The 26,294-nt window shown below is 38.8% G+C and carries 28 protein-coding genes; 10 read left to right on the plus strand and 18 right to left on the minus strand.

Annotated features, from left to right (window positions below):
* The first annotated feature begins 32 nt into the window (after positions 1 to 32).
* Positions 33 to 356, plus strand: coding sequence for a hypothetical protein (locus MLC52_RS01630; RefSeq protein ID WP_434580988.1), 324 nt, complete (start codon positions 33 to 35; stop codon positions 354 to 356).
* On the opposite strand, the gene prfB is transcribed toward MLC52_RS01630, so the two are convergent.
* Positions 353 to 1,450, minus strand: a complete 1,098-nt coding sequence (gene prfB, locus MLC52_RS01635; protein ID WP_346389251.1) for a peptide chain release factor 2 — start codon at positions 1,448 to 1,450, stop codon at positions 353 to 355. The genes MLC52_RS01630 and prfB overlap by 4 nt on opposite strands.
* Before the next feature lie 62 nt (positions 1,451 to 1,512).
* On the opposite strand from prfB, the gene panC reads away from it, so the two are divergent.
* Positions 1,513 to 2,334, plus strand: a complete 822-nt coding sequence (gene panC, locus MLC52_RS01640; RefSeq protein WP_346389252.1) for a pantoate--beta-alanine ligase — start codon at positions 1,513 to 1,515, stop codon at positions 2,332 to 2,334.
* Here panC and MLC52_RS01645 read toward each other — a convergent pair.
* From MLC52_RS01645 to flgB, 4 genes are read right to left on the minus strand one after another with little or no spacing between them, the layout of a single operon-like run.
* Complete coding sequence (locus MLC52_RS01645; protein ID WP_346389253.1) at positions 2,311 to 4,071, minus strand: peptidoglycan D,D-transpeptidase FtsI family protein; 1,761 nt, start codon at positions 4,069 to 4,071, stop codon at positions 2,311 to 2,313. The genes panC and MLC52_RS01645 overlap by 24 nt on opposite strands.
* Before the next feature lie 24 nt (positions 4,072 to 4,095).
* Positions 4,096 to 4,395: a flagellar hook-basal body complex protein FliE gene (fliE, locus tag MLC52_RS01650; RefSeq protein WP_151901138.1), complete on the minus strand. Its 300-nt coding sequence runs from the start codon at positions 4,393 to 4,395 to the stop codon at positions 4,096 to 4,098.
* 18 nt (positions 4,396 to 4,413) lie between these two features.
* On the minus strand, positions 4,414 to 4,908 hold the full coding sequence (flgC, locus tag MLC52_RS01655; RefSeq protein ID WP_193151109.1) for a flagellar basal body rod protein FlgC: 495 nt from the start codon (positions 4,906 to 4,908) through the stop codon (positions 4,414 to 4,416).
* 12 nt (positions 4,909 to 4,920) lie between these two features.
* Complete coding sequence (gene flgB, locus MLC52_RS01660) at positions 4,921 to 5,352, minus strand: flagellar basal body rod protein FlgB (RefSeq protein ID WP_346389570.1); 432 nt, start codon at positions 5,350 to 5,352, stop codon at positions 4,921 to 4,923.
* 241 nt (positions 5,353 to 5,593) lie between these two features.
* Between flgB and MLC52_RS01665 the strand changes: the two genes are divergently transcribed.
* From MLC52_RS01665 to MLC52_RS01680, 4 genes are all read left to right on the plus strand, one after another.
* Positions 5,594 to 5,971, plus strand: a complete 378-nt coding sequence (locus MLC52_RS01665) for a type II secretion system protein (RefSeq protein WP_434580990.1) — start codon at positions 5,594 to 5,596, stop codon at positions 5,969 to 5,971.
* A gap of 212 nt (positions 5,972 to 6,183) precedes the next feature.
* Entirely contained in the window at positions 6,184 to 6,663 is a 480-nt protein-coding gene (locus MLC52_RS01670) for a type II secretion system protein (RefSeq protein WP_434580992.1), read from the plus strand.
* A gap of 17 nt (positions 6,664 to 6,680) precedes the next feature.
* Positions 6,681 to 7,160 (plus strand): type II secretion system protein, encoded by a 480-nt coding sequence (locus tag MLC52_RS01675; protein WP_434580994.1) that lies wholly within the window; start codon positions 6,681 to 6,683, stop codon positions 7,158 to 7,160.
* Between the two features lie 438 nt (positions 7,161 to 7,598).
* Complete coding sequence (locus MLC52_RS01680) at positions 7,599 to 9,509, plus strand: primosomal protein N' (protein ID WP_434581616.1); 1,911 nt, start codon at positions 7,599 to 7,601, stop codon at positions 9,507 to 9,509.
* A 309-nt stretch (positions 9,510 to 9,818) separates the two neighbouring features.
* Here MLC52_RS01680 and MLC52_RS01685 read toward each other — a convergent pair whose 3' ends face one another.
* Complete coding sequence (locus MLC52_RS01685) at positions 9,819 to 10,394, minus strand: NUDIX domain-containing protein (RefSeq protein ID WP_346389258.1); 576 nt, start codon at positions 10,392 to 10,394, stop codon at positions 9,819 to 9,821.
* Positions 10,387 to 11,577, minus strand: coding sequence for a peptidoglycan DD-metalloendopeptidase family protein (locus MLC52_RS01690; RefSeq protein WP_434580996.1), 1,191 nt, complete (start codon positions 11,575 to 11,577; stop codon positions 10,387 to 10,389). Before MLC52_RS01690 ends, MLC52_RS01685 begins: the two co-directional genes overlap by 8 nt.
* 100 nt (positions 11,578 to 11,677) lie before the next feature.
* On the opposite strand from MLC52_RS01690, the gene MLC52_RS01695 reads away from it, so the two are divergent.
* The 3 genes from MLC52_RS01695 to MLC52_RS01705 are packed head-to-tail and all read left to right on the plus strand — an operon-like array spanning position 11,678 to position 14,693.
* Positions 11,678 to 12,475, plus strand: coding sequence for a plasminogen-binding N-terminal domain-containing protein (locus tag MLC52_RS01695; protein ID WP_346389260.1), 798 nt, complete (start codon positions 11,678 to 11,680; stop codon positions 12,473 to 12,475).
* Position 12,476: 1 nt separating this feature from the next.
* Positions 12,477 to 13,862 (plus strand): FAD-linked oxidase C-terminal domain-containing protein, encoded by a 1,386-nt coding sequence (locus MLC52_RS01700; protein ID WP_151901129.1) that lies wholly within the window; start codon positions 12,477 to 12,479, stop codon positions 13,860 to 13,862.
* A gap of 6 nt (positions 13,863 to 13,868) precedes the next feature.
* A complete protein-coding gene (locus MLC52_RS01705) occupies positions 13,869 to 14,693 on the plus strand; it encodes a YihY family inner membrane protein (protein WP_151901128.1) in 825 nt (274 codons plus the stop codon).
* Here the strand turns inward: MLC52_RS01705 and MLC52_RS01710 are convergent.
* From MLC52_RS01710 to MLC52_RS01745, 8 genes are all read right to left on the minus strand, one after another.
* Entirely contained in the window at positions 14,640 to 15,923 is a 1,284-nt protein-coding gene (locus MLC52_RS01710; protein ID WP_434580999.1) for a ComEC/Rec2 family competence protein, read from the minus strand. The two genes, MLC52_RS01705 and MLC52_RS01710, sit on opposite strands and share 54 nt — an antisense overlap.
* Complete coding sequence (locus MLC52_RS01715; RefSeq protein ID WP_434581001.1) at positions 15,924 to 17,369, minus strand: replicative DNA helicase; 1,446 nt, start codon at positions 17,367 to 17,369, stop codon at positions 15,924 to 15,926.
* Positions 17,359 to 17,820, minus strand: coding sequence for a HepT-like ribonuclease domain-containing protein (locus MLC52_RS01720; RefSeq protein WP_151901125.1), 462 nt, complete (start codon positions 17,818 to 17,820; stop codon positions 17,359 to 17,361). Before MLC52_RS01720 ends, MLC52_RS01715 begins: the two co-directional genes overlap by 11 nt.
* On the minus strand, positions 17,813 to 18,100 hold the full coding sequence (locus tag MLC52_RS01725) for a nucleotidyltransferase family protein (protein ID WP_346389265.1): 288 nt from the start codon (positions 18,098 to 18,100) through the stop codon (positions 17,813 to 17,815). The genes MLC52_RS01720 and MLC52_RS01725 overlap by 8 nt, the downstream gene beginning before the upstream one ends.
* Positions 18,101 to 18,154: 54 nt before the next feature.
* Positions 18,155 to 19,213, minus strand: coding sequence for a flavodoxin-dependent (E)-4-hydroxy-3-methylbut-2-enyl-diphosphate synthase (gene ispG, locus MLC52_RS01730; protein ID WP_434581003.1), 1,059 nt, complete (start codon positions 19,211 to 19,213; stop codon positions 18,155 to 18,157).
* Positions 19,214 to 19,260: 47 nt separating this feature from the next.
* The gene (locus MLC52_RS01735) at positions 19,261 to 20,589 is read right to left on the minus strand and encodes a DUF2202 domain-containing protein (protein ID WP_434581005.1); all 1,329 of its coding nucleotides are present in this window, start codon (positions 20,587 to 20,589) and stop codon (positions 19,261 to 19,263) included.
* A gap of 82 nt (positions 20,590 to 20,671) precedes the next feature.
* Complete coding sequence (locus tag MLC52_RS01740; protein ID WP_434581007.1) at positions 20,672 to 22,672, minus strand: TonB-dependent receptor domain-containing protein; 2,001 nt, start codon at positions 22,670 to 22,672, stop codon at positions 20,672 to 20,674.
* A 276-nt stretch (positions 22,673 to 22,948) separates the two neighbouring features.
* On the minus strand, positions 22,949 to 24,004 hold the full coding sequence (locus tag MLC52_RS01745; RefSeq protein WP_434581008.1) for an agmatine deiminase family protein: 1,056 nt from the start codon (positions 24,002 to 24,004) through the stop codon (positions 22,949 to 22,951).
* A 16-nt stretch (positions 24,005 to 24,020) separates the two neighbouring features.
* On the opposite strand from MLC52_RS01745, the gene MLC52_RS01750 reads away from it, so the two are divergent.
* Entirely contained in the window at positions 24,021 to 25,049 is a 1,029-nt protein-coding gene (locus tag MLC52_RS01750; protein WP_434581010.1) for an alanine racemase, read from the plus strand.
* 8 nt (positions 25,050 to 25,057) lie between these two features.
* Here MLC52_RS01750 and MLC52_RS01755 read toward each other — a convergent pair whose 3' ends face one another.
* Genes MLC52_RS01755 through rsmG form a run of 3 tightly spaced genes read right to left on the minus strand, consistent with a single transcriptional unit; the run spans position 25,058 to position 26,267 of the window.
* Entirely contained in the window at positions 25,058 to 25,447 is a 390-nt protein-coding gene (locus tag MLC52_RS01755; protein WP_434581012.1) for a hypothetical protein, read from the minus strand.
* On the minus strand, positions 25,447 to 25,683 hold the full coding sequence (locus tag MLC52_RS01760) for a PP0621 family protein (RefSeq protein WP_434581014.1): 237 nt from the start codon (positions 25,681 to 25,683) through the stop codon (positions 25,447 to 25,449). The genes MLC52_RS01755 and MLC52_RS01760 overlap by 1 nt, the downstream gene beginning before the upstream one ends.
* On the minus strand, positions 25,680 to 26,267 hold the full coding sequence (gene rsmG, locus MLC52_RS01765; RefSeq protein WP_151901116.1) for a 16S rRNA (guanine(527)-N(7))-methyltransferase RsmG: 588 nt from the start codon (positions 26,265 to 26,267) through the stop codon (positions 25,680 to 25,682). Before rsmG ends, MLC52_RS01760 begins: the two co-directional genes overlap by 4 nt.
* Between the last annotated feature and the right edge of the window lie 27 nt (positions 26,268 to 26,294).

Consider the following 26,294-nt stretch of genomic DNA (forward strand, 5'->3'; position numbering starts at 1 on the left):
GCTTTAGAAACAGCAAAAGAAAAAGAGAGAAGATGGAATTTTTTTTAAAACATAAGATTGTTATTTTAAGGTCAGTTGGCATATTCATGTTTTTTATCGGTTTTGCAGTACATTTTTTGACGACACCCAAAATCGCAATGAGTGCAAATGAGGTAGCTGCAGCCAATGTTGCAAGAATTGAAGCCAGTGTTTCAGGGCATGTGCCAGGTGTAAAAAAAGCTAAACCGGACATAGCCACTTTCAGGGAGTCTTTAGTAAGTGCACAGCAACAGCAAAAAAAGTATCTTACGATTTTTGCAATGCTGCTTGGAGTATTGTTTCTAGGCTACAGTTTTATAAAAAAAGAGCAAGACTAAGTACGGTTCATAGCTATTAAAACACCCTCAATCATTGTATCAATATCTCCGTCAAGGATACCAGAAACATTAGAGTAGGCTTCATTGCTTCTTGTGTCTTTGATTTGCTGGTAAGGCTGCATAACATAGGAGCGTATCTGATGCCCCCAGCCTATTTCACTTTTGGCGATACCTGCTTCTTTTGCTTTTTGTTCTTCAAGTTCTAATTCATAGAGGCGGGATTTGAGCATTTTCATGGCTGTTGCTTTGTTTTTGTGCTGGCTTCTGTCATTTTGGCACTGTACGACAACACCTGTGGCGATATGGGTTAGGCGTATGGCAGATTCGGTTTTGTTAACATGCTGTCCGCCCGCACCGCTTGAGCGGTAGGTGTCAATGCGTATGTCTTTGTCTTCTATGGTAATGTCTATATCATCATCAATTTCGGGAGAGACCATAACAGAGGCAAAAGAGGTATGACGTTTGGCATTGGAATCAAACGGTGAAATTCTTACAAGTCTGTGAATACCGTTTTCAACCTTGAGATACCCATAGGCATTCTCCCCCTTTATAAGTATGGAGACATCTTTGATGCCTGCTTCATCTCCTGCCTGGTAATCCAAAACTTCTACTTTGAAACCGCGCCGCTCTGCCCAGCGTTTATACATTCTCAGCAGCATCTCTGCCCAGTCCTGGGACTCTGTTCCTCCGGCACCGGGATGAATAGAAAGAATGGCATTGTTGGCATCGGTTTCACCGCTTAGCAGGACTTCAATTTCCATATCACGAATCTGTTTTTCCAAATTTGGCGCATCTTCGTAAAGTGCTTCGAGTGATTCTGTATCATTCTCTTCTTTAGCCATTTCATAAAGTTCTTTTGCGTCATCAACAGCATTTTTGGCAGTATTGTATTTGTCAAGTTTTCTTTGAAGCTGAGTTTTTTCTTTTTGTATTTTGGCGGCATAAGCAGCATCGTTCCAAAAATCCTGGTCATTTTCCATAGTCTCAATCTCTTTGAGTCTCTTGTGGATTTTTTCCGGTTCGACAACCTCGGTAATGTTTTTCATTTTTGCATCAATATTTTTTAAAAGTTCTGTGTATTCGTAGTTATCCATATTCCATCACTTAGGGGCATTAAATTTGTTATAATTGCGATTATATTATATCAGGGCTTAAAATGAAGATTATATCAAATCCTTTGGCATTAAAACAATACTTAAAAGATGAAAATAAAACCGTAGGTTTTGTGCCTACCATGGGTGCTTTGCATGAAGGGCATATTGCTTTGATAAAACGCGCAAGACAAGAGAATGAAACAGTGGTAGTTTCTGTCTTTGTCAATCCTGCACAGTTTTTGGCAGGTGAAGATTTAGACAAATATCCGAAAAAAGATGATGCTGATAAGAAAATATGTGAATTGGCAGGCGTAGATATTCTTTTTTTCCCAACTGCTTCAGATATATACAGTAAGGATGAAGTGAAAATCTGTGCGCCTAATGTACGTGGATATGTTTTAGAAGGGGCAACAAGACCGGGGCATTTCAGCGGTGTTTTGAGAGTTGTTATGAAACTGCTCAATATTGTCTCCCCGACAAGAGCCTACTTTGGAAAAAAAGATGCACAACAACTTAATCTCATCAGTCTTATGGTAAAACAGTTTTTCATGGATGTTGAAATTGTTCCTGTAGATATCGTTCGCGATAATGATGGACTGGCACTCAGCAGCAGAAATGTATATCTTTCAAAAGCACAAAGGGAAGAAGCCTTAAAAATTCCAAAGTCATTATATGCAGCTTCAAAGCTAATCAGTAAAAATATTTTGGATACAGTAAAAATTAAAGAGGAGATGCACGCTATCTTGTCTCCTTTGGAAGTAAAATATGTAGAAGTACTTAATCGTGACTTTGAAGTAATAAAGAAAGTAGAAATCGGAAATACTGTTATTCTTGTAGAAGTGATTGTAGGTGAAACAAGGCTACTTGACAATATTTGGCTCTAAATAACCCTCTTCTATCATAATATCAACCGCTTTTTTAAAGACAGGAACAGCAGTTTGGGCTGCAAACTGGCTTTTTTTAGGCTGTATAACAATGACACCTATAGTGTATTTGTGCTTTTTGTCATTGGCGAATCCCATAAAAGCGGTGTTGTATTTCCTTACATACTGTCCTTTTTCAACAATGTGCGCAGTTCCTGTTTTTCCACCGATTTGCAATCCTTTTGTGATGGCTTTTTTCCCGGTGCCTTCATTTACGGTTTTGAGTAAAATTTTATTCATTCTTTTGGCAGTTGCACTTTTTATAACCTGCACACTCTCCTCATAACCGAGTTCTTTTACAGTGCCGTGTTCATCTATAAAACTTTTGACAAGTTTAGGTTTTACCATGCGCCCGTTATTGTTAAAAGCACTGTAGGCACGGAGCAGTTGCATAAGATTTGCACGGATGCCGTAACCATAGGCACAGGTAGCTTTGTATATTTCATTTTCAAGCCGTTTGGCACTTGGAACAGAACCTTTTCTTTCATAAATCAAATCAGGTGTGGATTTGCTTGCAAAGCCAAATTTTTTCAGCCCTTGATAAAAGTCATACCCGGAGAGTCTTTGTGCCAGTTGGGCTATACCGATATTTGAAGAGTAGACTATAACATTCTCAGCCGAAAGCCAGTCAAATCTGTGCTCGTCAGTAATAACTTTTCTCCCTATTTTAAAGCGTCCGTTATGTCCGTTTACCAAATCATAGGGATTCACAAGTTTGTGTTCCAGGAGCAGGGCAAAAGTGATAGGTTTCAGAACACTTCCCGGCTCAAAACTGTACTCTATCATAGAACTGTTGAGAGAGGGATAGTCCCTGCGTCTAATCTTTTTTGGCAAATATCTGTTGGAACTGGCTATAGCATAGACATCACCTGTTTTGGAGTCCATAATAGCAATCATAACCTCTTTTGCACGGAGTTCTTTTTTCATACTGTCAAGCATCTTTTCTATGCGTATTTGAAAAGAAACCGGAATGGTCAGTTTAATGTCAAGCCCGTTTATTTTTGGTTTGGTAAAGCTTTCTTTATTTAAAATAATGTAGCTGTTTACATCACGTTTGCCTCTGCTGTAGCCGTCCTGTCTGGGTGAGAGTTCGTTGTCAAATCTTTTTTCAAGTCCTTTGACTCCTTTGATGGAGGTATATCCGTCTTCTTCTATTTTATGCGGATAGCCTATAACAGGAGTAAGCAGGGTTCCATAAGGATACTCCCGGCTTTCCCCGCTCTCAAGTATGCTGAGCCCATGCACAGAACGAAGCCCTGTTGCCGGGTTTTTTAACTCTAAAAATACTTTAAAGCGTCGCAGTTCTCTCGCGAGTGTTTTGAGATAATGTGCTTTTATTTGTGGCACATTATAACTCAAAACGACAACACCTTTGCGTTTGGAGAGTCTTTTTTCAATGGCCTTTGGTGTCATACCTGAGTAAATACTGAAAAGCTTGACAAACAACTCTTTTTTATCAGGGTCGATGTATCTGGTATTGACAACTGCTTTATAGAGTTTTTTTGTTGTAGCTATGTGAAAACCGTCTGCACTGATGATACTGCCACGTTGTGCTTTTGAGCTTTCTGTTGCATACAAAGAGGGCATACGGCGTGATTTTGTGGCAGTGAGAAGCATAACGCTTAAAAAAACCGCAAAAGCAAGAGAAATAAGGACATAAAGAAGGAATATTTTTTTACTTTTGTTACGGTTTAGCATGAAGTTATTATGTGCAGAGGCAGATTATAATTGTGTTCTGCCAATCTCTTTGTAGGCATTTAATGCTTTGTTTCGAATCTCTAACATAAGTTTCATACTTGTTTCTGCTTTGCCGATTGCAAGAGCTGCCTGATGGAGATCTTTTACCTGGCCTGTTGCCAAATCGGCTATAGCTTCTTCGCTCTCTTTTTGAATCTCATTAACCTCATTGAGGGCTGATTTTAACTGCTGAGCAAAAGCTTCGCCACCGGTTTTTTCAGTACTGCCTTTTTGTTTTAAAAGGTCTGCTGTTGAAGCACCGGAAATATTATTAATGTTGTTCATAATCTCTCACTTCCTTTTTTACTGTAACAGTGATATGGCAGCGTTTGCCATATCCTTTGCACTTTGAAATGCCGCAACATTTGCCTGGTAGGAGCGTGTTGCCTCTACCAAATCGGACATTTCCACAACAGGATTAATATTTGGATATGCCACATATCCGTTTGCATCTGCATCCGGGTTGTTTGGCTCAAATTTCATAAGAGGTTTGCTGTCGTCTCTTACAATTTTGTCAACTACTACACTCATTATAGCAGGATTTACCTTTTGTCCAAATTGTCCTTCATTCAAAGGGTCTTGATATTTGGCACTTTGTGCAGTCTCACCCAGGGCTTTGTTGTATACATCATTAAAGTTTACTGCTTTAAAAACAACCTCTTTGCGACGATAGGGTCCGCCTTCTTCTGTTCTTGTTGTCTGGGCATTGGCTATATTGCTTGAAATGACATTGACACGGACTCTTTGGGCTGAGAGTCCGTATCCGCTGATATCAAAACTGTTGAGAAAGTTACTCATGGTTGTCTATCCTTAATTTACTTTTGCTGAAGCATCTATGACACTTTTGAAAATGCCTGCATCTTTTTTGGCTGCCATGACAATGGCATTAAACATAATGGAGTTCTTGCTCATTTCGGTTGTTTCTACATCTATATCGACAGAGTTGCCGTCATTGCGAGCCATATGTCCGTCTCTGAAAAAGAGTGTGGGTTTGAGATCGCTTGTCTCTTCTTTTGGCGCCAAATGATTGGCATTGGTACGAGCCATTTTCAACTGATGTGTATTGTCCTGATAAAGGGCATTTTTTTGTGCAATCAAAGCATCTTCAAAGCTGATATCTCTCGGTTTGTAATAAGGCGTGTCCGCATTGGCAATATTTGATGCTATCATATCCTGACGTGCAACACGATAGTCCATCGCTTTCGTTAAAAGAGAATGGGTTTTGGAAATTTCAATGCTCATCAATGACTCCTTGTTTACATGTAATAACAGATAATAAGCAACTTTTATTCCAAATATTTTATCAGCCGGCATTAAAATACCGGTTCCTAAATCATTCCCTCCCGGAATCCGTACTTTAGTGCGGACCATGCGTCTTTTAAATTAAAAACAATCAGATTAAGCAAACTTTAATGAAAATAGGTCCATAATGTTTACTAAGATTACTAGTGTAATCCAATTTTTAAAAATATAAGGAGTTCTTATGAAAAGAGCTGGTTTTACAATGATCGAATTGATCTTCGTTATCGTTATTTTAGGTATTTTGGCAGCAGTTGCCATTCCAAAACTTTCAGCAACGCGTGATGATGCAAAAGTTTCTACAGAAGTATCAAATCTTGCAACATGTATTTCTGATGCAGGAAGTGAATATACTGCTGATGGTAATATAACAGATATAAATACATCTTCTAATGCATGTTCTCAACTTAATTGTTTTACTGTAAGTGCTGATGCAAATGGTACTTTAACAGTTTCAAGTTCTGGTGCATCTGACACTTATTGTACGCGTGCTGTTAGTTTAGCAGGAGAAAAAGACTTAAATGGTACTCATACATTTGGCGGTTCTAATGTAACATATTAGTATTTGCTAGATTCGAATATTAATATATAACTTTAAGGTATTCCCAAGTTCTTGCTTGGGAATACCTGCAAAAAACTTTAAAATTTTTCCTCAAATTCTTTGTTTCAAAAATTCTCTGATATAACAATATTATTACTTTAAAACAAAAATAATAAAAATTATGATACTATAAACAAATCCGGTTGTTTTATATTATCAAGGAATAAATAGTGATGAAAAATAAATCTCAGAAACATTCGTTTCACAGCGCTTTTACAATGATTGAATTGGTTTTCGTCATTGTTATTTTAGGTATTTTGGCAGCTGTTGCAATTCCAAAACTCTCTGCAACAAGAGGAGATGCTGAAGTCTCTAAAATGGCAATGAGTATAATGACAGGGGCATCTGAAATTGCTTCGTATGCAATGAGTAAAGCAAAAACTGAAAATAATTTGTCTGTAATGTCCAATGCTATCGCTTCTTTGGAAAGCAGTGGAGAAGCCAATGTCTCTATCGCCGATAAGAAAGCAGTTTTTAAAGTCGGTTCTGTAAATGATTGTGCTACAATACAGATACAGACAGGTCCAAATGATGATAATTTAACACTCTCTTTTGGTAATGCCGGCAGTGATACACTCTGTACAGCACTGCAAAGTGCAATAGATGCCACGCAATACCCTATGAAACTCCGCGGAACATCTGTTACTTATTGATGAAAGGTTATATGTATATGAAGAAATCAAAATATACACCCCAAGGGAATCCGTTACACAGCGCTTTTACAATGATAGAACTTGTCTTTGTCATTGTTGTTCTTGGAATTTTGGCGGCAGTTGCTATTCCAAAGTTTGCTGCAACAAGAACAGATGCCCAGATAAGCAAAGGACGTGCAGATATTGCCTCTATACGCTCTGCTATAATTACAGACAGACAGGCACATATTATTCAAGGCGATCCGGATTATATATCGGGTTTGAGTCAAAACAGTACAACTCTTTTTGACGGAAACGGAACAAGAGAGTTGCTGATGTACGGTGTAACTGCCGGCGATACTGACGGACATTGGAGTACAACAGACGATGCTCCGCCTTATTTACATTATGTCTACAAAATCGGCGGTAAAGATTGTGCGTTTACCTATAGCCCTACAACAGGTAGATTTGGTTTAAATGCAGATCAAGATACGATCTGTAATGAACTGGTAAATTAAAATACTGTAGAAAATAACTATCTGGTGAGCTTAATTAGAAATTAACAAAGCGTAATGTATAATGATTAATAGCTAAAATAGATGAAATAAAAGAACACATAGGGGCATTAAAAAATTATTTGAATATAGTTGTGGCAATTATCTTGACTATAGGAGCCGGAATTTCAAAATTATATGTGACTGCTAATATACATTTGCTATTTTGGTTTGGGATTGCATTAGTATTAATGCTATTAATTTTATTTCTTATACTTACAAAAGCTATTCATAAAAATATAAAAAAATTAGAGGATTTATAAAATGGATTTGGCAACAATTGCAATTGTAGCAGTAGCAGTTCTTTTTGCAGCTACAATAATATACGGAACAAAACAAATAATCGAAATTGATAGTTAGTACTGTATCATATAGTGTAAATAAATCTTTTTAAATTTGCGTATAAATTACTACAATATAGCACTCATAGGTTCACCACTTGGTGAGTTTACCTATCACTCAGAACAAGAGATAGAAATCGGCACCCGTGTCACTGTACATGTAAGAAACAGAGTAGTAAACGGCGTTGTTATTGCTACATGTAAACAGCCTGATTTTAAAACACATGAAATTTTGGAAGTGAGTGCATTTTGTTTTTCAGACAAACAGCTCATTCTGGCAAAGTTTATAGCCTCTTATTATATCTGCTCACTCGGAGATGCTTTGGCTTTAATATTGCCGCATAAATCAGCCGGCACTGAAGTACCGGTTTCGGATGCAAATGAAACTGAGGCCGCAGCCCTCGGAACCCAGACTTCAGTCTGGGCTGTACGTCATAAGAACATAAAAAGTACCTCAAAAATTATACTTTCATCAAAACAGGAAAAAGCACTCACCTTCTTAAAACAACACAAAGTTTCCCTTCTTTTCGGCGATACAGGCAGCGGAAAAACAGAAGTCTATATGAAATACTTTGAACAGATGATTCAAGAAGAAAAAACATCCATCTTTTTAATGCCTGAAATCTCTCTGACACCGCAGATGTCCAAACGTCTCAAAGAACATTTTGGAGAAGATTTTGTGATGTGGCATTCAAAACTCACCCCATTGGCAAAGAAAAAAGCACTGGAAAAAATATATGCAGGTGAAGCAAAAATCATTGCAGGTGCCCGTTCAGCTCTTTTTTTGCCTGTCAAAAATCTGGGACTCATTGTTGTAGATGAGGAGCATGATGAGAGTTATAAGTCATCTTCAAGACCGAGATACAATGCAAGAGATCTGGCCATATATATGGGAAAATTATATGCTGTTCCCGTAGTGCTTGGCAGTGCGACACCCTCTTTGACCTCTTATGTGAAATTTCCTCATTTCAGGCTCAAAGGGGGACATTTCAGTGCAGATAAAAAATTTATATATGAAAAAAGTGCGGAAACTCTTTCGCCTTTGATTCTGAAAAATTTGCAAGAAGTTATTGAAAAAAAAGAGCAGTCCATTGTCTTTTTGCCCACACGTGCCAATTTTAAATATTTGCAGTGTCAAGACTGCGGGCATACTATAAAATGTGCCTTTTGCAGTGTCGGTATGAGCGTACATCAGCATTCACGCGCACTTAAATGCCACTATTGTAATTTTACGCAGGCTATACCGCAAGTCTGTCCGGAGTGCCGCAGCCCTAATTTGTCCAGTTCTAGACTTGGAACGGCAGAAGCGGCAAAAATTTTAAGTGAAATTTTTCCAGAAACAAAAATAGAACAGTTTGACAGAGATGTCATCACAACCGCGAATAAACTCAAAAAAGCATTAAAGCGTTTTAACGACAAAGAGAGTGATATTCTTGTCGGCACTCAAATGCTCTCAAAAGGGCATGATTATCACGGAGTCACTTTGGCTGTGGTTTTGGGTATGGACAACATGCTGAACATGGGTGATTACCGTGCGCGGGAAAAAGCGCTTGCTTCTTTGATTCAGGTAGCCGGACGAAGCGGACGGGCAAAAGATGCAAAGGTCATTGTGCAGACTTTCAATGAAGATTTTTTCAAAGCATATATAGAAAAATATGAAGACTTTTTGGAAGAAGAAAAGGTTTTCAGAAAAGAACTTTACCCGCCTTATAAAAAACTGTGTCGTATTTTGTTTGCCCATAAAAACGGAGCAAAAGCACAAGAACAGATGCGAAAAATGCATGAAAATCTGCTTACATGCAAAGGTGTGGAAATTGTCGGTGCAAAAAAATGTGCCATAGAAAAAGTGGCGAACAAGTACAGATTTGAGATACTTTTGCGGGCTGATAAAAGCACCGATATCATAAAAGCAGTAAAAAAAGCTAAAGTGGCTTTGGCAGAAATAGATATGGACCCCATAGAGTTTGGGTAGTTCATATGAGGGATTTTTGGCTGTAATGCAGTAAAGCCAAGACTAAAGTCTCAACGCCATTAAGTTAAGAAAAAAGTTCGATATTCTTTTGGAACCTAGGCCTTAGTCTTGAAAGACACAAAGTCCGCACTGAAGTACGGGTTCCGAAAAAGCCGCTTAACTTAATGGCATTGAGACTGAAGTCTGGATGCCGAGAGGAGGGATGACCCAGGAATCGGTACTTCAGTGCCGACTGATGTCTTTGCTTCATCTTTTGAGCTTTCATGCCGCAAAGCCCGCACTGCAGAAAAAAATTTAGTTTTTTCTAAGTCATACTTTAGTGCCGACTTTTTTTGTATCAAAAAACCAGTAAAAAGCCAAAGAAACACCGGTTGTTTTTTGATAGCGTTCATCAAACATAAACTTTTTTGCTTCAGATACGGGGATGTAAATGACCTCGATTTCTTCCTCTTCAAGACCACCGCCTTCATTTATTTTCATGTGTTCGTCAATTTCGGCATAGTAGAGTGTCTGATAGGTCCCCGATATGCCGACACTGGTGTAAAAAGCACTGATTTTTTCCAGATTTTGCACAGGAAGATCATATCCGCACTCTTCCAAAATTTCCTCTTTGGCTATTTGTTCTATGGAACACTCTTTGTCAACAATGCCGGCACAGAGTTCATACATGTAACCGTTGTTTTGATTTTTGTTAAGCACGGTAGCGCGAAGCTGTTTGACAAGCACAAAGGCATCTTTTTGTCTATGGTAGAGGAGTATGGCAACACTGTCATGCGAAAGTACGGCTTCCCATCTTTTTTCTTTGCCGTTTTGTGTGTAGTTTATCTCCACCGGTTTGACAAAATTTGGTTCTTTGAGCTCTTTTATGGAAGTTATTTTACCCATTGCTTTTTTCCTTTAAAAGATGAATATAGGACATGTTTTCAAAAGGCGGGCGTTTTTTATAGGCTGTTTTGTTGTTGAGGTGAAGATTGACACTTTCATCATAGTTTTTCTTTAATCGTAAAAATGCTTTTTTTGCTTTGCCTTTGAGCTTTTTGGTCGTTACCTGTACAACTCTGAGCGGGTTGATTGCACGTCCTCTTTTCCTGAGTTCAAAATGCAGATGTGGTCCGGTAGAGCGGCCTGTAGAGCCGACATAGCCTATAGTCTGCCCTTTTTTTACACGTTTGCCCCTGTGAATACCCCTGCGGAATGATTTTAAGTGGGCATAGCGTGTTTCATAGCCGTCAGCATGGCGTATTTTTATCAAATTTCCATAGCTTCCCATTCTTGAAGCCCATACAATGACACCTCTGCCCGCTGCAATAACCGGTGTTCCGCGTCTTGCAGCATAGTCAACGCCCAAATGTGCCTTCCATTTATGCAGTACAGGGTGCCATCTCCTTTTTGTAAAATAAGAAGATATTCTGGCTCCCCTTACCGGACGGGCCAGTAAAAATCCTTCGACTTCATGGGCTTTTTCATCATAATAACGTCCGTCACTGTTGAGGTAGATAAAGTGTTTTTTATGATGCATCTCTATCATGGCGACTTTTAAAGCAGGCATGGAAAAAGGCTCTCCCAGACGATATTTTTGTTCATAAATCATGACAAGTTCATCGCCTTTGCGAATGTCGTTTTTAAAGTTTAATGAGTGTTTGAAACTGGCAACAAAAATTTGTGCCAGTTTTTTGGAACCTGTTTCTTTTAAAATATTGTACATCGGTGAACTTGTTATTGTTGTGTAAAAAGCTTCTGTTTTTGTTGTGCTTATAATGGGAATGGCTTCAAATTTGTAGCTTTTGTCATCTTTGTATATATGGATTTGCAGTTCATCATTCAAAGGCAGTAAAATCTGTTCTATCTCTTCTTTGTCATCTTTTAAAATCTGATAATGAATGCCTGCACGCATCTCCTCTGTGAGTCTTTGGTCATCCTTGTCAAGATTGTAGTAGAGCGGTCGCAATGGAAGATTGTGATTTTGTAAAAAATCCAGATAAGTTTCTCCGTTACTCCACCGGTATCTGTCCACATGGGCAGCAAAAGAGGAGGTAATCAGTAAAAAAAATATGAAAAATCGTATCATAAATATAAGCCTAGAATAAATAATTTGCAAAGATTATCAAATTTTGGCTTAGTCTGAGGTTTGTTTGATATAATCATAAACAAAAAATCAAAGAAGAAACATGAAATATATACTTTTATTCACGATACTTGCGTTGGAAGTTTTTGGCGCTGTTATAAAATCACCTGTAGTCTCAGTTGATAATCAAAATGAAACTGCAACAATAAAAACAGACAAGATAGATGTCGGTGTCAGCGGTTTTGTTGTACATCACATTAGCCCTGAACACAGTGCCATTGTTAAAAATGCTGTTGTGCAGAGTTTTAATGCACAAACAAAGACGGCAACAATCAAAATGAGTGCATTTACTGCTCTGCAAAACAGTGCACTGCCTCACGGAAAATGGCAAGTGCAAGTGGGTGATACGGTCGAGTTGGCATTTGGCTACTCCCGTTCACTGCTTATCGCTCCCAATGAAGAGATTTATTATAGAATTGCCAAGAGTGTGCAGACACAATGGATTCATCCGGATCTTTTTGCAACGGTTCTTTCTTTTCGGGGACATCCGACACCTTTAAAAGAGGACTTTGAAGCGATGGCAGATGCCGGCAGTGTGGGATTGCTTTTTATATATCTCAATCAAAAAGTATATACGCTCGACATCAAAAGTTTTAAAATCCTGAGTATCAGTGATGCAAAACTCAAGCAGGACAAGGTACATCTTCCTTTTTATACGCGTGTCAACAACATTGATGCTGCATGGTGGGGAGCGGGGAGTTCGAGACTCAAAAGTTATGCGCCACACTATTATGAACTGTTGGTTGCAAACAACAAAACGAACAAAGAGCTTTATAATATTATAAAAAACGGTGATGCTTCTTTGCATTATTTACTTGATGAATTTGAAACAGGAAAATAAGATGATAGATAAAATACATTTACAACATTTTACAAATATTGTAGGAGAAGAGAATATTTACAGCGACAAGGCACATCTGCTTGCCTATTCGTATGATGCGACACGGGAACATTTTGAGCCCGATGCGGTTATTTTTCCGAGAAATGAAACAGATGTCAGCGAAATACTCAAGTACTGTAATGAACATCAGATCATTATAGTACCGCGCGGTGCCGGTTCCGGTTTTACGGGCGGAGCACTTCCAAGCAAAGGCGGAATTGTCCTGGCAATGGAAAAACATATGAACAAAATTCTTGAAATAGATATGAAAAATATGGTCGCCATTGTTCAGCCCGGTGTGATCAATATGGACCTGCAAAAGAGAGTAGAAGAGGTAGGGCTGTTTTATCCGCCGGATCCTGCGAGTCAGGATTATTCTACCATCGGTGGAAATGTGAGTGAAAATGCCGGCGGAATGCGTGCTGCAAAGTATGGAATCACAAAAGACTATGTCATGGCAACACGGGCTGTTTTGCCAAACGGTGATGTGATAAAAGCAGGAAAAAGAACCATCAAAGATGTGGCAGGGTATAACATAAGCGGAATATTGATCGCGAGTGAAGGCACCTTGGCAGTGCTTACAGAAATCACGCTCAAACTCATCCCAAAACCGAAAATGACAAAAACGGCAATGGGAATCTTTCCGACTGTCAATGAGGCAATGGAAGCAGTTTACAAAACAATGGCAAGCGGTATTACTCCGGTTGCGATGGAATTCTTGGACAATTTGACGATTCGAGCCGTGGAGGAGACCTTTCATAAAGGTCTGCCGGTTGATGCGGGTGCTTTGCTTGTTACGGATGTTGACGGCAATCTTGAAGATGATCTGGATTTTCAACTTGCACAGATTGAAAAAGTATTCCGTGAAAACGGATGCAGTGACTTTAAAGTGGCAAAAGATGACAAAGAGGCGGCAGACATCTGGTTTGCCCGTCGAAATGCTTCGCCGTCACTCAGCATTTACGGCAGTAAAAAACTCAATGAAGATGTAACAGTGCCCCGTTCGGCACTGCCGGAACTGCTAGAGAGATTTTATGCAATAGCGGACAAATACAATGTCAAAATCCCGTGTTTCGGACATACGGGTGACGGAAATGTGCATACAAATGTCATGGTTGACGGCAGCGACCCTGAGCAGGTAAAAATTGCCTATAAAGCCATAGAAGAGGTGTTTCAGGCAACAATTGATTTGGGCGGAACACTCTCAGGCGAACACGGCATAGGTTTGGCAAAAGCACCTTATATGAAGATGGCATTTACAGATGCGGAGATGGCACTTTTTAAATCCATCAAAAAAGCATTTGATCCGAACAATATTTTAAATCCTGCAAAAATGGGGCTTGACTAATAGGTCATGAATGAAAAGCTGACAAAATACTTTAAGCCTGTTCAACTGTTTGTCAGCTCTTTTATTGATAAAGAGCTCACACTTTTTGCGGCAAGTTTGAGCTTTTATACGATTTTTACCATTATTCCTCTTTTGTTGATTGTGATGGCTATTTTGACTGCCTTGCCCTCTTTTGCCGATTATTATGAAAAAATTCAGGGCTTTATATTTTCCAATTTGATGCCTGTGAATTCGGACACGGTTATGTTTCAGATAAACGGATTTTTACAAAACGCTTCTAAAATGGGAGCCATAGGATTTGTGGCAATCTTAGTCTCTTCTCTTTTGTTTTTTAAAAATTTTGAATACATTGCCAACAGAATTTTTCATGCAAAACCAAGAACTTTGTGGGAGAGCATTACGACCTACTGGACACTTTTGACACTTACGCCTGTTGCACTTGGCATCTCTTTTTATATTACAGGCTACATTGCCGCGCTTATGGCTTCAAATTCTTTGACTTCAGGGCTTAATATTTTGCCTCTGGTTCCCTACATCATCATTTGGGGACTTTTCTTTTTGATATTTCAAATTGCCGCCAATGCAAAAATAAATCCAAAAGCTTCACTTATCAGTTCTTTTATTGTCTCCGTAATTTTCAGTGTCAGTAAAAATGCTTTTATCTACTATGTCTTTTTAAACAAATCCTACACAACAATGTACGGTTCCTTTGCTATTTTAATGTTTTTGTTTTTGTGGATTTATGTTTCGTGGATTATCTTTTTGTATGGCTTGAAACTATGCCACATTATAGATGAAATATACAAAAAGAAGCAGCGTATAGCCGAGTAAGGCATAGAGTGCTTTTTTGCTAAAAACAGCCAGCAGTGAGAGTAGAATTTCTGCTATAAGATAGCCTTTTGCGAGTGTATGTTGCATGGCATGTGTGTTTACATGTAAGAGATATGTCAAAGGTGTGTCTAAAAGACTGCCAAAGCCCATTACATGTAAGGCGATAGTCAAAGGGTAAAAAAGCGTAAAAAGTGTTGTCCATACAATTGAGAGGGGATGATACAGGCTGAAGTTGCCAAATATTGCCATAGAATAGGGCAGCATCATCAAATAAACCCACAAAGGCAAGAGTAGAAACTGCTTGATTTTACTGATGTCTTTCAAGTGAATAAGAAATAAAAAGATGTAAAAAACTCCGCTGACAGAGAGCCAGAAGCCTATACTGAAAATGAGTTTTGGAAAAAGTGCAAGAATCAAAAGCACGGTAAGCAGGAGTGTCTGCATCGAGATGATTTGCATGCCTCTGTCATACAATACAAAACCGACGACAAGCATTACATAGGCTCTCAGCAGTGAGGGCGGCGAACCCAAAAAGAGCAAATAGCCAAGCAAAACCAGGCTGATAAAGAAAAAACTGTCTCTTTTGTAGCTTCTGTAGGGAAAGTATCTGTTTTGCAAAAATTTATAAGGGTACTTAAACAGAAAAAACAAAAGAGTAGCTAAAACACCCAAATGAAAACCGCTGATGGCGATGAGGTGTGAAATACCGAGGTTGGAAAACTGTGTCTGTATAGATGTTGGGAGGGGAAGCGCCAAAAACAGTGCCTTGTAGAGTTTGGCAATTTCACTGCTTGCGTGCTGTGCATCTATAAACGAGGCCGTTTTTTGTTTGAAAGTAGGCTTTTTATAAATTTTGAGTATTTTGCTAAAGGCAAAAAAACCTTTGAGATACTCTTTGAAGCTGATGTTCCCCACCCACAGTTCTACATGTAAGCGTTTGTTTTGAAGGTTGTGAAGATTTTTCTTTGCGGTTGTATAAAAAACAAATCCGTCATCACTCCTGAGTTTTAAAATTTTATAGCTTTTTATCTTTCCATTTTTTGTCAACTTTGTTTTATTGTAGGCTTTTACAACTGTGACGTCAGAAAGTTGGGAATCAAATTTTGTGAGCTGTTTGTATTTGTAGTACTCATAAGAGAAGGAAAAACTAAGAAGCGTGAGCATAAGTCCCACAAAGAGAAAGTAATCTCTTTTTGCACTAAAAAGTGTTACTTTCTCAATTATTTGCATTTAAATAGAAGGCATCTCTACCTGCGGCATATCAATATTTGCTGATTTTGTATCTACATTTTCATAGACGGTTTCTATGCCTTGCGCATAGCCCGGCGCGTCCACAAAACGGGTAAGCTTTTTTTGAAAGATGAGTTTGACATGTCCTGTCGGACCGTTTCTTTGTTTGCCGATGATGATTTCGGCATCCTCTTCCTCTTTTTCCACGTAGGTTGAGGTAAACTCTTTGCCCTCTGCCTTCGCGGCTTTTTCACGCTCTTTTTCTTCTTTGTAGAGATAGACATCATCACGATAAACAAATAAAATAATGTCGGCATCCTGCTCTATTGAACCAGATTCACGAATATCGCTGAGCATCGGACGCTTGTCGTTACGGCTTTCAAGCCCACGGTTAAGCTGAGAGAGTGCAACTATTGGCATTTCAAGCTCACGCGCGAGCATTTTGAGTCCACGCGAAATTTCTGAGACCTGCAGGTGTCTGTCCTGCGAGCCGATTCCCTGCATAATCTGCAGGTAATCAATGACGGCTATCTCAATCTCCGGATGTTGATTTTTGAGTTTTCTGAGTTTTGAGCGGAGCTGGTTGATATTTAAGCTTCCCTGGTCATCGACAAAGAGTTTTGCATCATTCATTCTGTCTATGGCACCGTTAAGGTTGGACCATTGATCATCATTCATGTCCCCTACACGAAGCTTTTGCAAAGGAATGGAGGTCTGAATAGAAAGCAGACGCAGCATCAACTGTTCTGCCGGCATTTCAAGCGAGAAAAAGGCTACACCTTTGCCCTGGAGTATAAGAGAGTTAACGGTGTTGAGTATAAAAGAAGTTTTGCCCATCGCCGGCCTAGCGGCGATGATAACCAAGTCTCCCTTGCCAAATCCGGTTGTCATTTTGTTGAGTTCTTTAAAGCCTGTATCGACACCGACGAGTACGGAGTTTCCTCGTGCTTTCATCTCTTTGATGTATTCCATAGTATCAAAGGTCATTTTTGGAGAGTCTTTAAAATCGCTTGTCTGGTTGTCCTGGGTGATTTCATAGAGTTTTTTCTCTACGATGTCAACCACTTCGGCCGATGGCAGTTCTTCTTCTACAGTCACTCTTTTTATCTCGGTCGTGAGTGTCAGCAGATGGCGTTTGAGTGATTTGTCTTTGATTTCATCAACATAGGCTTTGGTATTTGAAATAGGGTTGGCAGAGAGAATTTCAAGCAAAACCTGTTCGTCAAATTTTTTTGCCTTCATGAGCTCTTTTTTTATAAACTCTTCATCGATTGGCTGGTCTTTTTGCAAAAGTGTAAGCATTGCAGCAAAAATATCCTGATGAGCAGGCAGGTAAAAATCATCTTTTTTCAGTATGACACTCAGTTCATCAAACTGACTCGGCTCAAAGACTATGGAACTTAAGACGGAACGTTCAAAAGCGAGGTTGTAGAGGTTATCTTGCATTGTTTAATTCTTTTTGTAAATTTTTTAAATATGTTTTTAGTTTTTCATCTCTATTTTTCAGATCATAGTTAATAGTAGTGTCGAAAGCTTCACCTAAATTATAAATATTTATAGTTATTTGTTTTAGGTCATCATGAAGTGGAGTAATTTTGTCTTGTAAAACGTTCCAAACTTCTTCTTCATCAATACCAAAATAACCATGAGCAACTATATTCCTAAAATCTATGATTTGTCTAAAATATTTTGGTGAAGATTGATGGAACTGTTTTGTTTGAAGTAGGTTTTTAATGGCTTCACCAATAATTTCTAATTGTCTTATAGTAGCATCCCAATGCAGAGAATCATGTAATAATTCTTGTGCTGATGAAAAGTTGGAAGAATATGCTTTTATTTTAAATATAGCAATAAATATATCGAGTACAAAGAGTTCAACATCTCTTTTTTTAGACATAAAGTATCTCTTTTTCAACACGGCGTCTATAAAACTCTCTCATACTGTCTAAATAGCCTATATCTATTTTTGTGCCGAAAGTATCTTCTAAAAAATATTGTAAATCAGATTTGATAAAAAAATCTTTTTTAGATGTTTCAATAGCTAAGTCGATGTCACTTTCTTCTTCTGCCTCATCACGTGCATAGCTTCCAAACAGTCCGATTTTAGTGACATTATATTTCTCTTTTAAAAGTTGTTTATTGTTCTTTAAAAAGTTTAAAATATACTCTTTTGTCATAACGCAACATCCTTTGTGTATTAGACATATTTTAGCATAATTTATATCAAAGGTTTATGATTTTTTAGCCATATCTTCCACTTCGCTGACAAACCTGTCGACAAGTTCTTTTTCATCCAAATTGGCAACCACTTCGCCTTTTACCATGACAAGTCCTTTGCCTTTGCCGTAGGCTATGGCAACATCTGCATGTTTTGCTTCGCCTATGGCATTGACGACACAGCCCATTACACTTACATCCAGCGGCGTTTTTATATGGGCTGTTCTTTTTTCTATTTCGGCGACTGCTGAGACCAAATCGGCTTCAATGCGTCCGCAGGTTGGGCAGGAGATGATGTTTAAGCCCTCTTTTGCCACGCCGCTGTCTTTTAATATGGCACGGCCGACTTTGATCTCTTCTTCCAGTTCGCCGGTGATGGAGACACGCATAGTATCGCCGATACCCTCAAGCAAAAGTGTTCCCAAGCCTATGGCACTTTTCACGGTAGCATGAAAAATTGTTCCCGCCTCTGTTACACCCAAATGAAACGGATAGTGGTTCTTTGGACGCAGCATTCTGTAGGCTTCAACCGTTCTTTGCACATCGCTTGCTTTGAGCGATATTTTAATGTCATCAAAACCCAAGTCTTCAAGGTACTTTATGTTGTACTCTGCCGAAGCGACCATTGCTTCTGCCGTCGGACCGTATTTGTCATCAAACTCTTTTTCGAGACTCCCCGCATTGACACCGATGCGAATAGGAAGATTTCGTTCCTGACAGGCTTTTACTATCTCTCTTATTTTGCTTTTATCGCTGATATTTCCGGGGTTGAAACGGATGCAGTCAACAGATTCGGCTGCAATGAGTGCAAGTTTGTAATTGAAGTGAATATCTGCAACAAGCGGCAGAGAAATCTGTGCTTTGATGGCTTTGAGTGCAAGGGCGTCTTCCATATCCGGTACAGCAACTCTGACAATGTCCGCACCTGCAAAGTGCAGGCGGTTTATCTGCTCAACCGTTGCGGCAACATTGTGTGTGTCCGAGTAGGTCATAGACTGCACAGAGACAGGAGCATCACCACCGACGGGCACATCACCGACAAATATTTTTTTAGTTGGGTATCTTTTTATCATGGTTGGATTTTAGCCCTTTTTAGGTAAAAAAGGGCTTAGGAAGTTTTTTACTGTCGTCCGTATTGATGACCGTTTCCTGTTGCAGATGCTGTGTCTTGTGGGTACTCCGGATGATTGTATTCTTCACCAATGACTGCACATCCCTGTGTTACACCCATATTTTTGAGGGCCGTATCAAATGCCCAGTAGTGTGTATAGCTACCGTCTCTTAAAAAGTTAAATACGGTGACGACATCGCTTGCATTTGAATCCTGTGCAATGGCGATATCCTCATCAAGATCGTTGATATCTGTCACCTCTACCATACATCCGACTTCAAGTGCATCTTGTTGAGACTGTTTTCCTTTTGCTACGAGTGTGTCATAAAGATTTTGGATAGCCTGAATGTTGTATTGTCCTGCCGGTAATTCACTTACACTCATATCTAAATAGCTTAAATTCGCATCCGGAAGATTTTGAGCTGCATCTACATTGGTAAACTCATCTAAAGAAGTGATATATTTTTTAATCAAAAGTTGCATATCTGTTGTATGGACTGTCTCAGAATTTGTTGCGATATTGTAGAGTGTTTTAATTTCGCTTCCGCTCTCAAGGTGGTAATTATAGAGTGTCATATAAACATCATGTGCCAGACGCTCTTCATTTCCCATATATGCCAGGGTATCTTTTGCCTCTTGTGTAAGAGCAGAAGCAGGTGAAAGCAGTGCCTGTGTTACTGCTGATGTTGTTTGTGTCTGCATAGTAGCGGTATCTGAAATTCCATTACCCTGATGTGCGGCTGAGTTTCTTGAATATCCATGAGCCGAAATGACACTTTGGACATAATCTGTTGTTTGGGTAAGGTGTTGGATTGCTGTTTCTTGGTCGACAAGTGTAAGGTTTAAATCTGCAGCAATTGCATCAAGATTTTCTGCTGTTAGTTTTTCATGTGCTCTTTGACGAAGCTGTTCGCGTACCTGTGCCTGAATACGAATACCATCATTTGCGTTGTTGTTGTCGTCGCATGACTGCAAAAATTCTGCAATTGCGATGACTTCACTGTTATTGAGATCTGTTCTGTTTACATCTGTCAAATCTTGCGGAAAAACCATAGCATCCTGTGGAAGTGTGTCGATTGTTCCAAGTTCAAGTGTTTCAACACTGAACGTTACTGGAAGTGCAGTACATGTAAATGAGCCGTTTTCATCAGTCACACCTGTTGTACCGTCACTACATGTATAGTTGACATCAGCGACAAAACTGTCAACAAGCTGCCCGCTTGCAGTGAGAGATGTGGCTGTAGCAGTACTGTCAGATGATGAACCGCAGCCACTTAAAAGAAGTGTCGCTGCAACAGTAGATATGCTAAGAAGTGTTTTTAAATATTTTGTTTGCATAGAGTAGAATCCTTTTGTCCTTAATTTTCAAAAGTATAATACAAAAGTGTTAGCGCAGTGTTAGTACCTCAGGATGAGGTACCTAAAATTTAAAATCCAAATTTGTGTAGAAGTAACGCCCCGGTTCATTCATAAGCATAACATCAGTTGTACCACCTGAAATAAGTACCAAGTCTGCATATGTATTGCTTCTTGCATAGGTTTTGTTGAGTATATTATTCATCCCTACAGTGAAGTCGAATTTTTTACTGACAGCATGTTTTATTTTTGCATTGAGTATTGCCCAGCCGGCTAGAACCTGTTCACCGTTTTCATCATCTATCTGTGTCCAGCGTTTACGCATCATAGTGTCAATTGTTGCCATAGAACGGTTTGCATATTCATAGTTAAGAGCAATTTTCCCCTCAAGCGGTGCTATATCCGCCAGGTTTGTGTTTGTTTGTCCTGCAAGGGGAGCATCTTTTTTCCCGCGTTTATAGGCTGCACTCATATCTAAGGAGATGTCATCACTCAGATAAACAGATGCGCTGGCTTCTCCGCCATAAATATATGCGTCAATATTTTGAAATGCATTTACGGCTACACCTTTTTGGATGTAGATATAATCTTTAAGTTTTGAGTAAAAAGTTTTGATTTTAAACTCGAAACTGTCATTATTGATTTCGTATCCTAAATCAACTTCTTGATTTCTGACATTTTTAAGGTCAGGGGTTCCGACAAGATTACCCATAGAACTGAAGAAGTAAAGTTCTCTGGCATCTGGTACACGATAAGCCTGTCCGATACCAAAGAAGATTTTATTCTCTTGATTGAGATTATATGTTCCAAGAATATTTGCACCTACCGAGTGATAATCGTTGTCTTGATAGCTGTCGTTTGTTATGATAGTGTCATCAACTCTGGTTCCAAGAGAAAGGTTGAATGCACCAAAATTTTTGTCAAGTTTTGCAAAGAGTGCTGTGTTTTTTGTTACTGCATTGTCGATACTTTTCTTGTACCCTATGAGTGCTGCTGAATCATTTTTCTCATAATGTCCATTCCATTTTCTGTTACTAGCATCAAGACCGATAAGAAGTTTGTAGGAGTTGATGTCAAAACTGTTTTTTAGTTTGATACCGTCAAGATTTGTTGTCAGCCAGTTTTTAATATTTCCTGTTGCAAGAGAAGAGTTTCTGTAATTTGTTCCCATTGGATGGTCAACATCAGAGTGGTAATATTGCAAATTGATATTTTTGTACCCTTTGGCTACATTGTCAATATTATATTCCACTGAGTATATATTTGAGTCATCATAGAGTGCATCCATTTTGGAGTTTGCATACAATACATTCTCACTTCTGTTTGCTGTGACACTTAAACGAAGTTCTTGATCTTTTGCAGTTGTGATAAAGGCTTTGGCCATGGCACTTTTTTTTGTGTATGCAGGCATATCATAATAAGCAGGTTGGAGTCTTGGGTCTTTGGACCCAACCAGTGTTGCAGAATTTGCTGCTTGGTATTTGTCAATCTGCTGTGCTAAAGAGTCACCGTTTCCGTCATGATACTGATCAGAGGATTCAGTTGAAACTGTTGCAGTCATACGGATAAAATCATTGCCACCGCTTGCACTTGCACCAAATTTTTTATAGTTCCATGAACCAAAACCAAGATTAACAGATGCTTTGAAATCTTTTGTAGGTTGTTTTGTTTTTATCTTCACGCCACCGCTTAAATTGCCGTATGTTGTTACATCATACGGTCCTGTGATTATTTCGATAGAATCAATCTGGTTGGCTACAATGTGTGAAACCGGAGGATCCATTCTGTTTGGACAGGCTCCATAGATTTTTGTACCGTCAACTTCTACGGAAATATTGTCGCGTTTTTGACCGCGGATGAAGATGTCATTGGCAATACCGCTTCTGCGACTCATGTCTATACTTGGAACTGAATCAGCGAGCGCTTGTGCGACATCAGCAGAAACCTGCGCATTTTGTGCGATGTCTGTGAGTGTTGTGGATTCTACGCTGATTGGTGCAAGTTCAATTTCTGATGCATACAAAGAGGAGAAGACTAATAAAGAGAGTGTAATTGTTCTTTTCATGGTGTACCCTTTTTAAATATATATTTAAAGAATAATTTTAAGAAATTATTTAATTTATGATACAAAAAGAAGTGTTACAAAAGTGTTAATTTTTTGCTAAAATTGCACTATGAGTACAAAAGAAAAAATAAAACGGACGATTTTAATAGCAGCGGGGTTTGGTCTGGCAACCTATTTGATTATGAGCGGGATGGCGATGTTGCAGTAAAGGCTTTGTCTTGCAGAGATGGCTTGTATGACACACAGCCCGCACTACAAAGTACGGGTTCCGTAACGCTATTTAATCGGAATCGGTACTTCAGTGCCGACTAAAGTGTTTGGGTTTTTAAAAAGCTGAACTGATACGCAAAAGTTCATTGTTACGCAGTGCAGTGAGCCGTGCTGACGGATTAGAACAGAGCAGTCTATGGCTACAACGTCTCTGTCTGGAAACGTTTTTTTAAAAATTGCAAGTGCTTCCTTATCTTGTGAAACACCGTAAACCGGTACTAAAACGGCACCGTTGACAAAAAGAAAATTGGCATAAGTCGCGGGCAGCCTCTCTTTTTCAAAATAAATCGCATCACACATCGGAAGTGAAACAAGCTTAAAATCATGCGTTTTTGCCAAGTGTTGCAGCTCTTCTTCCATAAGTTTGAGCTCATGATAATGTTCGTCATTGGTATCATCGCATTTTACATACATAATGGTGTTTTCATCTGTAAATCTTGCAAGGGTGTCTATGTGGGAATCTGTATCGTCTCCAGCCAGGTAGCCGTGATGTAGATATAAAATCTGTTCTGCGCCGAAAAACTCTTGGAGTTTTTTTGTAATTTCTTTGGCAGTGAATTGGGGATTGCGGTTTTTGTTGTGCATACATGCAGCGGTTGTTAAAAGGATACCTGCACCATTGCTCTCAACTGCACCGCCTTCAAGAACAAAATCAATTTTTTCAACCTTGCATGGCAGGTATTTGTGCGCAATTTTTTGCGTCATCAGATTGTCCTTTTTGGCATCAAATTTGTTGCCCCAGCCGTTAAAAGAAAAATCAAGCAAAGCGGTTTTATTGGCTGTTTTAACAGATAAAGCAGAACAGTCTCTTGCCCAGGTGTCATCTGTAACACAGTGTACAAATTCAAGATTGTCTGTATCTGAAAAATATTTTCTTACCGCATCTGTGTCATAGGCGACAACAAGGCATTTTTGATATTTTCTGATGGCATTGATGATGCTGACAAAGGTGTTTTGTGCATCTTCAAGGTAGTCTGCCCAGTCTGTATCTGCATGGGGAAATATAATTTGGGTAAAACTTTGTTCTTCAAATTCGGCAATTAGCCTTTTTTTCTCTTTCATTGTGTATAATTCTCCTATGGCTTACATCGCATTAGATAAAAATCATTTTTTTAACAATCTTGATATTATTACCAAACTAACTAAAACAAAAGATAAAACAGCGCTGGTTTTGAAAGATAATGCCTACGGGCACGGACTTTTGCAAATCGCACGGATGGCAAAAGAGTACGGCATAACAAAAGCAGTGGTACGCACCTTTGAAGAAGCAAAACAGATTGAGAGCTTTTTTGAGTATATTTTGGTTTTGGCAGATTTTGCACAGGAGTCAAATGAAAAAATAAGATATACGATTAATGATTTGCAGGCAATTCACAAATTTGCAAAAAACACAAAAGTACAACTTAAAGTAGATACGGGAATGTGTCGTAACGGTATTTTGATGGATGAACTCGAAGAAGCCTTTGTGTTATGTGCAAAACAGGGACTCAGACTTGAAGCTGTCTTTACACACCACTCTTGCGCTGATGAAGAGAATGAATATTTTGATTTGCAAAACAAAAATTTTCAACAGGTGAAAAAAGAAGCAAAGGTGTTGGCAAAAAAGTATGATTTTGCTCCTTTAGAGTTTCATTCGTGTAATTCTGCCGCACTCTTTCGCACAAATGATTTTGATGAAGATATGGCGCGTGTAGGCATCGCAGCCTATGGTTGTCTGGAATTACCGAATGCTTTACATGTAAAAGGCTTACATGTAAACGAATTGGCACCTGTTTTGTCTGTATATGCAAAAAAGATCTCTTCAAGAAAGCTTCAAAAAGGAGACTGTGTCGGTTATGGAGCAGCTTTTGAGGCAAAGGCCTCTTGTAGCGTGACAAATTATGATTTTGGGTATGGTGATGGTTTTTTAAGAAGCTGTTCGCACAATTTTATAACGCCTGAGGGCATTAAAATAGCGGGTAGAATTTCTATGGACAACAGTTCTTTTTTGACAGACAAAGAAGAACTCTTGATTTTTAACGATGCACGCGAAGCTGCCAAGTATGCGGGCACAATAAGCTATGAAATCCTGACCTCTTTAAAAGCACACCTGCGAAGAACAATTTAAAGGTGTCCTTAAGCTATTTTAACAATCGCCTCTGTAAATACAGCACCGTCTATTCCCAACAGTGCCATCTCTTCTATCTCTTCTTCCTTCTCAATATGTACTAATATTTTTGCATCAAACAAATAGTTTTCAGCAATTTTCTGGGCAGTTTTTGCCAGTTTCTGCTCTACATGGATATAACTTGCACCCAGAGCAGAAGCATAAATGAGCTCTGTGACATTTTGAACTTTGAATGCGAATTTTATAGAATTTTGATTGAGGTATTCAATAATATCAAGATTTTTCTCTTCAAATTCGAGGTAAATTATTGACGCAGGTGGTGTCTGAACAATTGCGTCTATATCAGACACATGATAAAATTTTTCACTCTTTATAAATCTATGACCAAATAAAAGCATTATTTCCCCTTTTGTAAACATTCGCGAGAGCAGTAGTATTTTCCGTTACTGAGAATACACTCTTGTATTTCCGCATAAACACCACAGCTTGCACACTCCACCATTTCATCGGCATCAGGCTTTGCGGAGTCTTTTTTTGTATTCTTTTTTGTAACTTTTGCTTCTGGTTTTGTCTTGAAAAACAGAAAGTAAACCGCAGCAATAACTGCTCCGATTATAAGTATTTTCAGTATCATAATTCTTCTCCTAGAAGTAAATAGTGTCTGTTTTTTGTTTCAATTATTTTATGTTTTATATCAATATCAGCTTCAATTTCATCAAAAACTTTTTCACCTTTGTAAAAAAGCAGCTTTGAATGAGCATCCCGAAAATTTTTACTGAGAGATAAAAGCATTTTTGTGTCTGTGACGGCACGTGATGTGATAAGATCAAATACTTTCGGCTGCATCTCTTCAACCCGTTTTTTTACGACTTTTACATTGTCAAGTCCCAAATCAGCCTTGACAAACTGCAAAAAACTTGCCCGTTTTGTTAAAGGCTCTACAAGTGTTACCTCTGTGTGCGGCAGTGCAAATGCCAAAATCATTCCCGGAAATCCGGCACCGGTGCCTATGTCGAGGAGGGAGTCTACTTTTGGTAAAAAACTGACAGGAAAAACCGCATCATAAATGAACTCATTTATAGTCCGTTCACTTTTTGCACCTGTAAGATTATGAATTTTATTCCATTTAAAGAGATGCTCTTTGTATTTTTGTATGTTTTGAAAAAAATTATTTGGTAACTCTATTTTGTCATGAGCCAGTGTTGTTTTTAAATCCAATAGAATATCCTTTAAAAAGGATATTTT

It is taken from the genome of Sulfurimonas sp. NW15, assembly GCF_051132285.1.
Classification (GTDB): domain Bacteria; phylum Campylobacterota; class Campylobacteria; order Campylobacterales; family Sulfurimonadaceae; genus Sulfurimonas; species Sulfurimonas hydrogeniphila.

What these genes read in the sequence shown, in the direction of transcription:
- MLC52_RS01665 (WP_434580990.1), top strand. Translation starts at nt 5,594, where the DNA reads ATGAAAAGAGCTGGTTTTACAATGATCGAATTGATCTTCGTTATCGTT.
- MLC52_RS01705 (WP_151901128.1), top strand. Translation starts at nt 13,869, where the DNA reads ATGAATGAAAAGCTGACAAAATACTTTAAGCCTGTTCAACTGTTTGTC.
- flgC (WP_193151109.1), bottom strand. Translation starts at nt 4,908, where the DNA reads ATGAGTAACTTTCTCAACAGTTTTGATATCAGCGGATACGGACTCTCA.
- MLC52_RS01645 (WP_346389253.1), bottom strand. Translation starts at nt 4,071, where the DNA reads ATGCTAAACCGTAACAAAAGTAAAAAAATATTCCTTCTTTATGTCCTT.
- MLC52_RS01700 (WP_151901129.1), top strand. Translation starts at nt 12,477, where the DNA reads ATGATAGATAAAATACATTTACAACATTTTACAAATATTGTAGGAGAA.
- flgB (WP_346389570.1), bottom strand. Translation starts at nt 5,352, where the DNA reads ATGAGCATTGAAATTTCCAAAACCCATTCTCTTTTAACGAAAGCGATG.
- MLC52_RS01670 (WP_434580992.1), top strand. Translation starts at nt 6,184, where the DNA reads ATGAAAAATAAATCTCAGAAACATTCGTTTCACAGCGCTTTTACAATG.
- fliE (WP_151901138.1), bottom strand. Translation starts at nt 4,395, where the DNA reads ATGAACAACATTAATAATATTTCCGGTGCTTCAACAGCAGACCTTTTA.
- MLC52_RS01690 (WP_434580996.1), bottom strand. Translation starts at nt 11,577, where the DNA reads ATGATACGATTTTTCATATTTTTTTTACTGATTACCTCCTCTTTTGCT.
- MLC52_RS01745 (WP_434581008.1), bottom strand. Translation starts at nt 24,004, where the DNA reads ATGAAAGAGAAAAAAAGGCTAATTGCCGAATTTGAAGAACAAAGTTTT.
- MLC52_RS01695 (WP_346389260.1), top strand. Translation starts at nt 11,678, where the DNA reads ATGAAATATATACTTTTATTCACGATACTTGCGTTGGAAGTTTTTGGC.
- panC (WP_346389252.1), top strand. Translation starts at nt 1,513, where the DNA reads ATGAAGATTATATCAAATCCTTTGGCATTAAAACAATACTTAAAAGAT.
- MLC52_RS01630 (WP_434580988.1), top strand. Translation starts at nt 33, where the DNA reads ATGGAATTTTTTTTAAAACATAAGATTGTTATTTTAAGGTCAGTTGGC.
- MLC52_RS01760 (WP_434581014.1), bottom strand. Translation starts at nt 25,683, where the DNA reads ATGATACTGAAAATACTTATAATCGGAGCAGTTATTGCTGCGGTTTAC.
- MLC52_RS01715 (WP_434581001.1), bottom strand. Translation starts at nt 17,369, where the DNA reads ATGCAAGATAACCTCTACAACCTCGCTTTTGAACGTTCCGTCTTAAGT.
- MLC52_RS01685 (WP_346389258.1), bottom strand. Translation starts at nt 10,394, where the DNA reads ATGGGTAAAATAACTTCCATAAAAGAGCTCAAAGAACCAAATTTTGTC.
- MLC52_RS01725 (WP_346389265.1), bottom strand. Translation starts at nt 18,100, where the DNA reads ATGACAAAAGAGTATATTTTAAACTTTTTAAAGAACAATAAACAACTT.
- MLC52_RS01675 (WP_434580994.1), top strand. Translation starts at nt 6,681, where the DNA reads ATGAAGAAATCAAAATATACACCCCAAGGGAATCCGTTACACAGCGCT.
- prfB (WP_346389251.1), bottom strand. Translation starts at nt 1,450, where the DNA reads ATGGATAACTACGAATACACAGAACTTTTAAAAAATATTGATGCAAAA.
- ispG (WP_434581003.1), bottom strand. Translation starts at nt 19,213, where the DNA reads ATGATAAAAAGATACCCAACTAAAAAAATATTTGTCGGTGATGTGCCC.
- MLC52_RS01740 (WP_434581007.1), bottom strand. Translation starts at nt 22,672, where the DNA reads ATGAAAAGAACAATTACACTCTCTTTATTAGTCTTCTCCTCTTTGTAT.
- MLC52_RS01720 (WP_151901125.1), bottom strand. Translation starts at nt 17,820, where the DNA reads ATGTCTAAAAAAAGAGATGTTGAACTCTTTGTACTCGATATATTTATT.
- MLC52_RS01750 (WP_434581010.1), top strand. Translation starts at nt 24,021, where the DNA reads ATGGCTTACATCGCATTAGATAAAAATCATTTTTTTAACAATCTTGAT.
- MLC52_RS01755 (WP_434581012.1), bottom strand. Translation starts at nt 25,447, where the DNA reads ATGCTTTTATTTGGTCATAGATTTATAAAGAGTGAAAAATTTTATCAT.
- MLC52_RS01735 (WP_434581005.1), bottom strand. Translation starts at nt 20,589, where the DNA reads ATGCAAACAAAATATTTAAAAACACTTCTTAGCATATCTACTGTTGCA.
- MLC52_RS01710 (WP_434580999.1), bottom strand. Translation starts at nt 15,923, where the DNA reads ATGCAAATAATTGAGAAAGTAACACTTTTTAGTGCAAAAAGAGATTAC.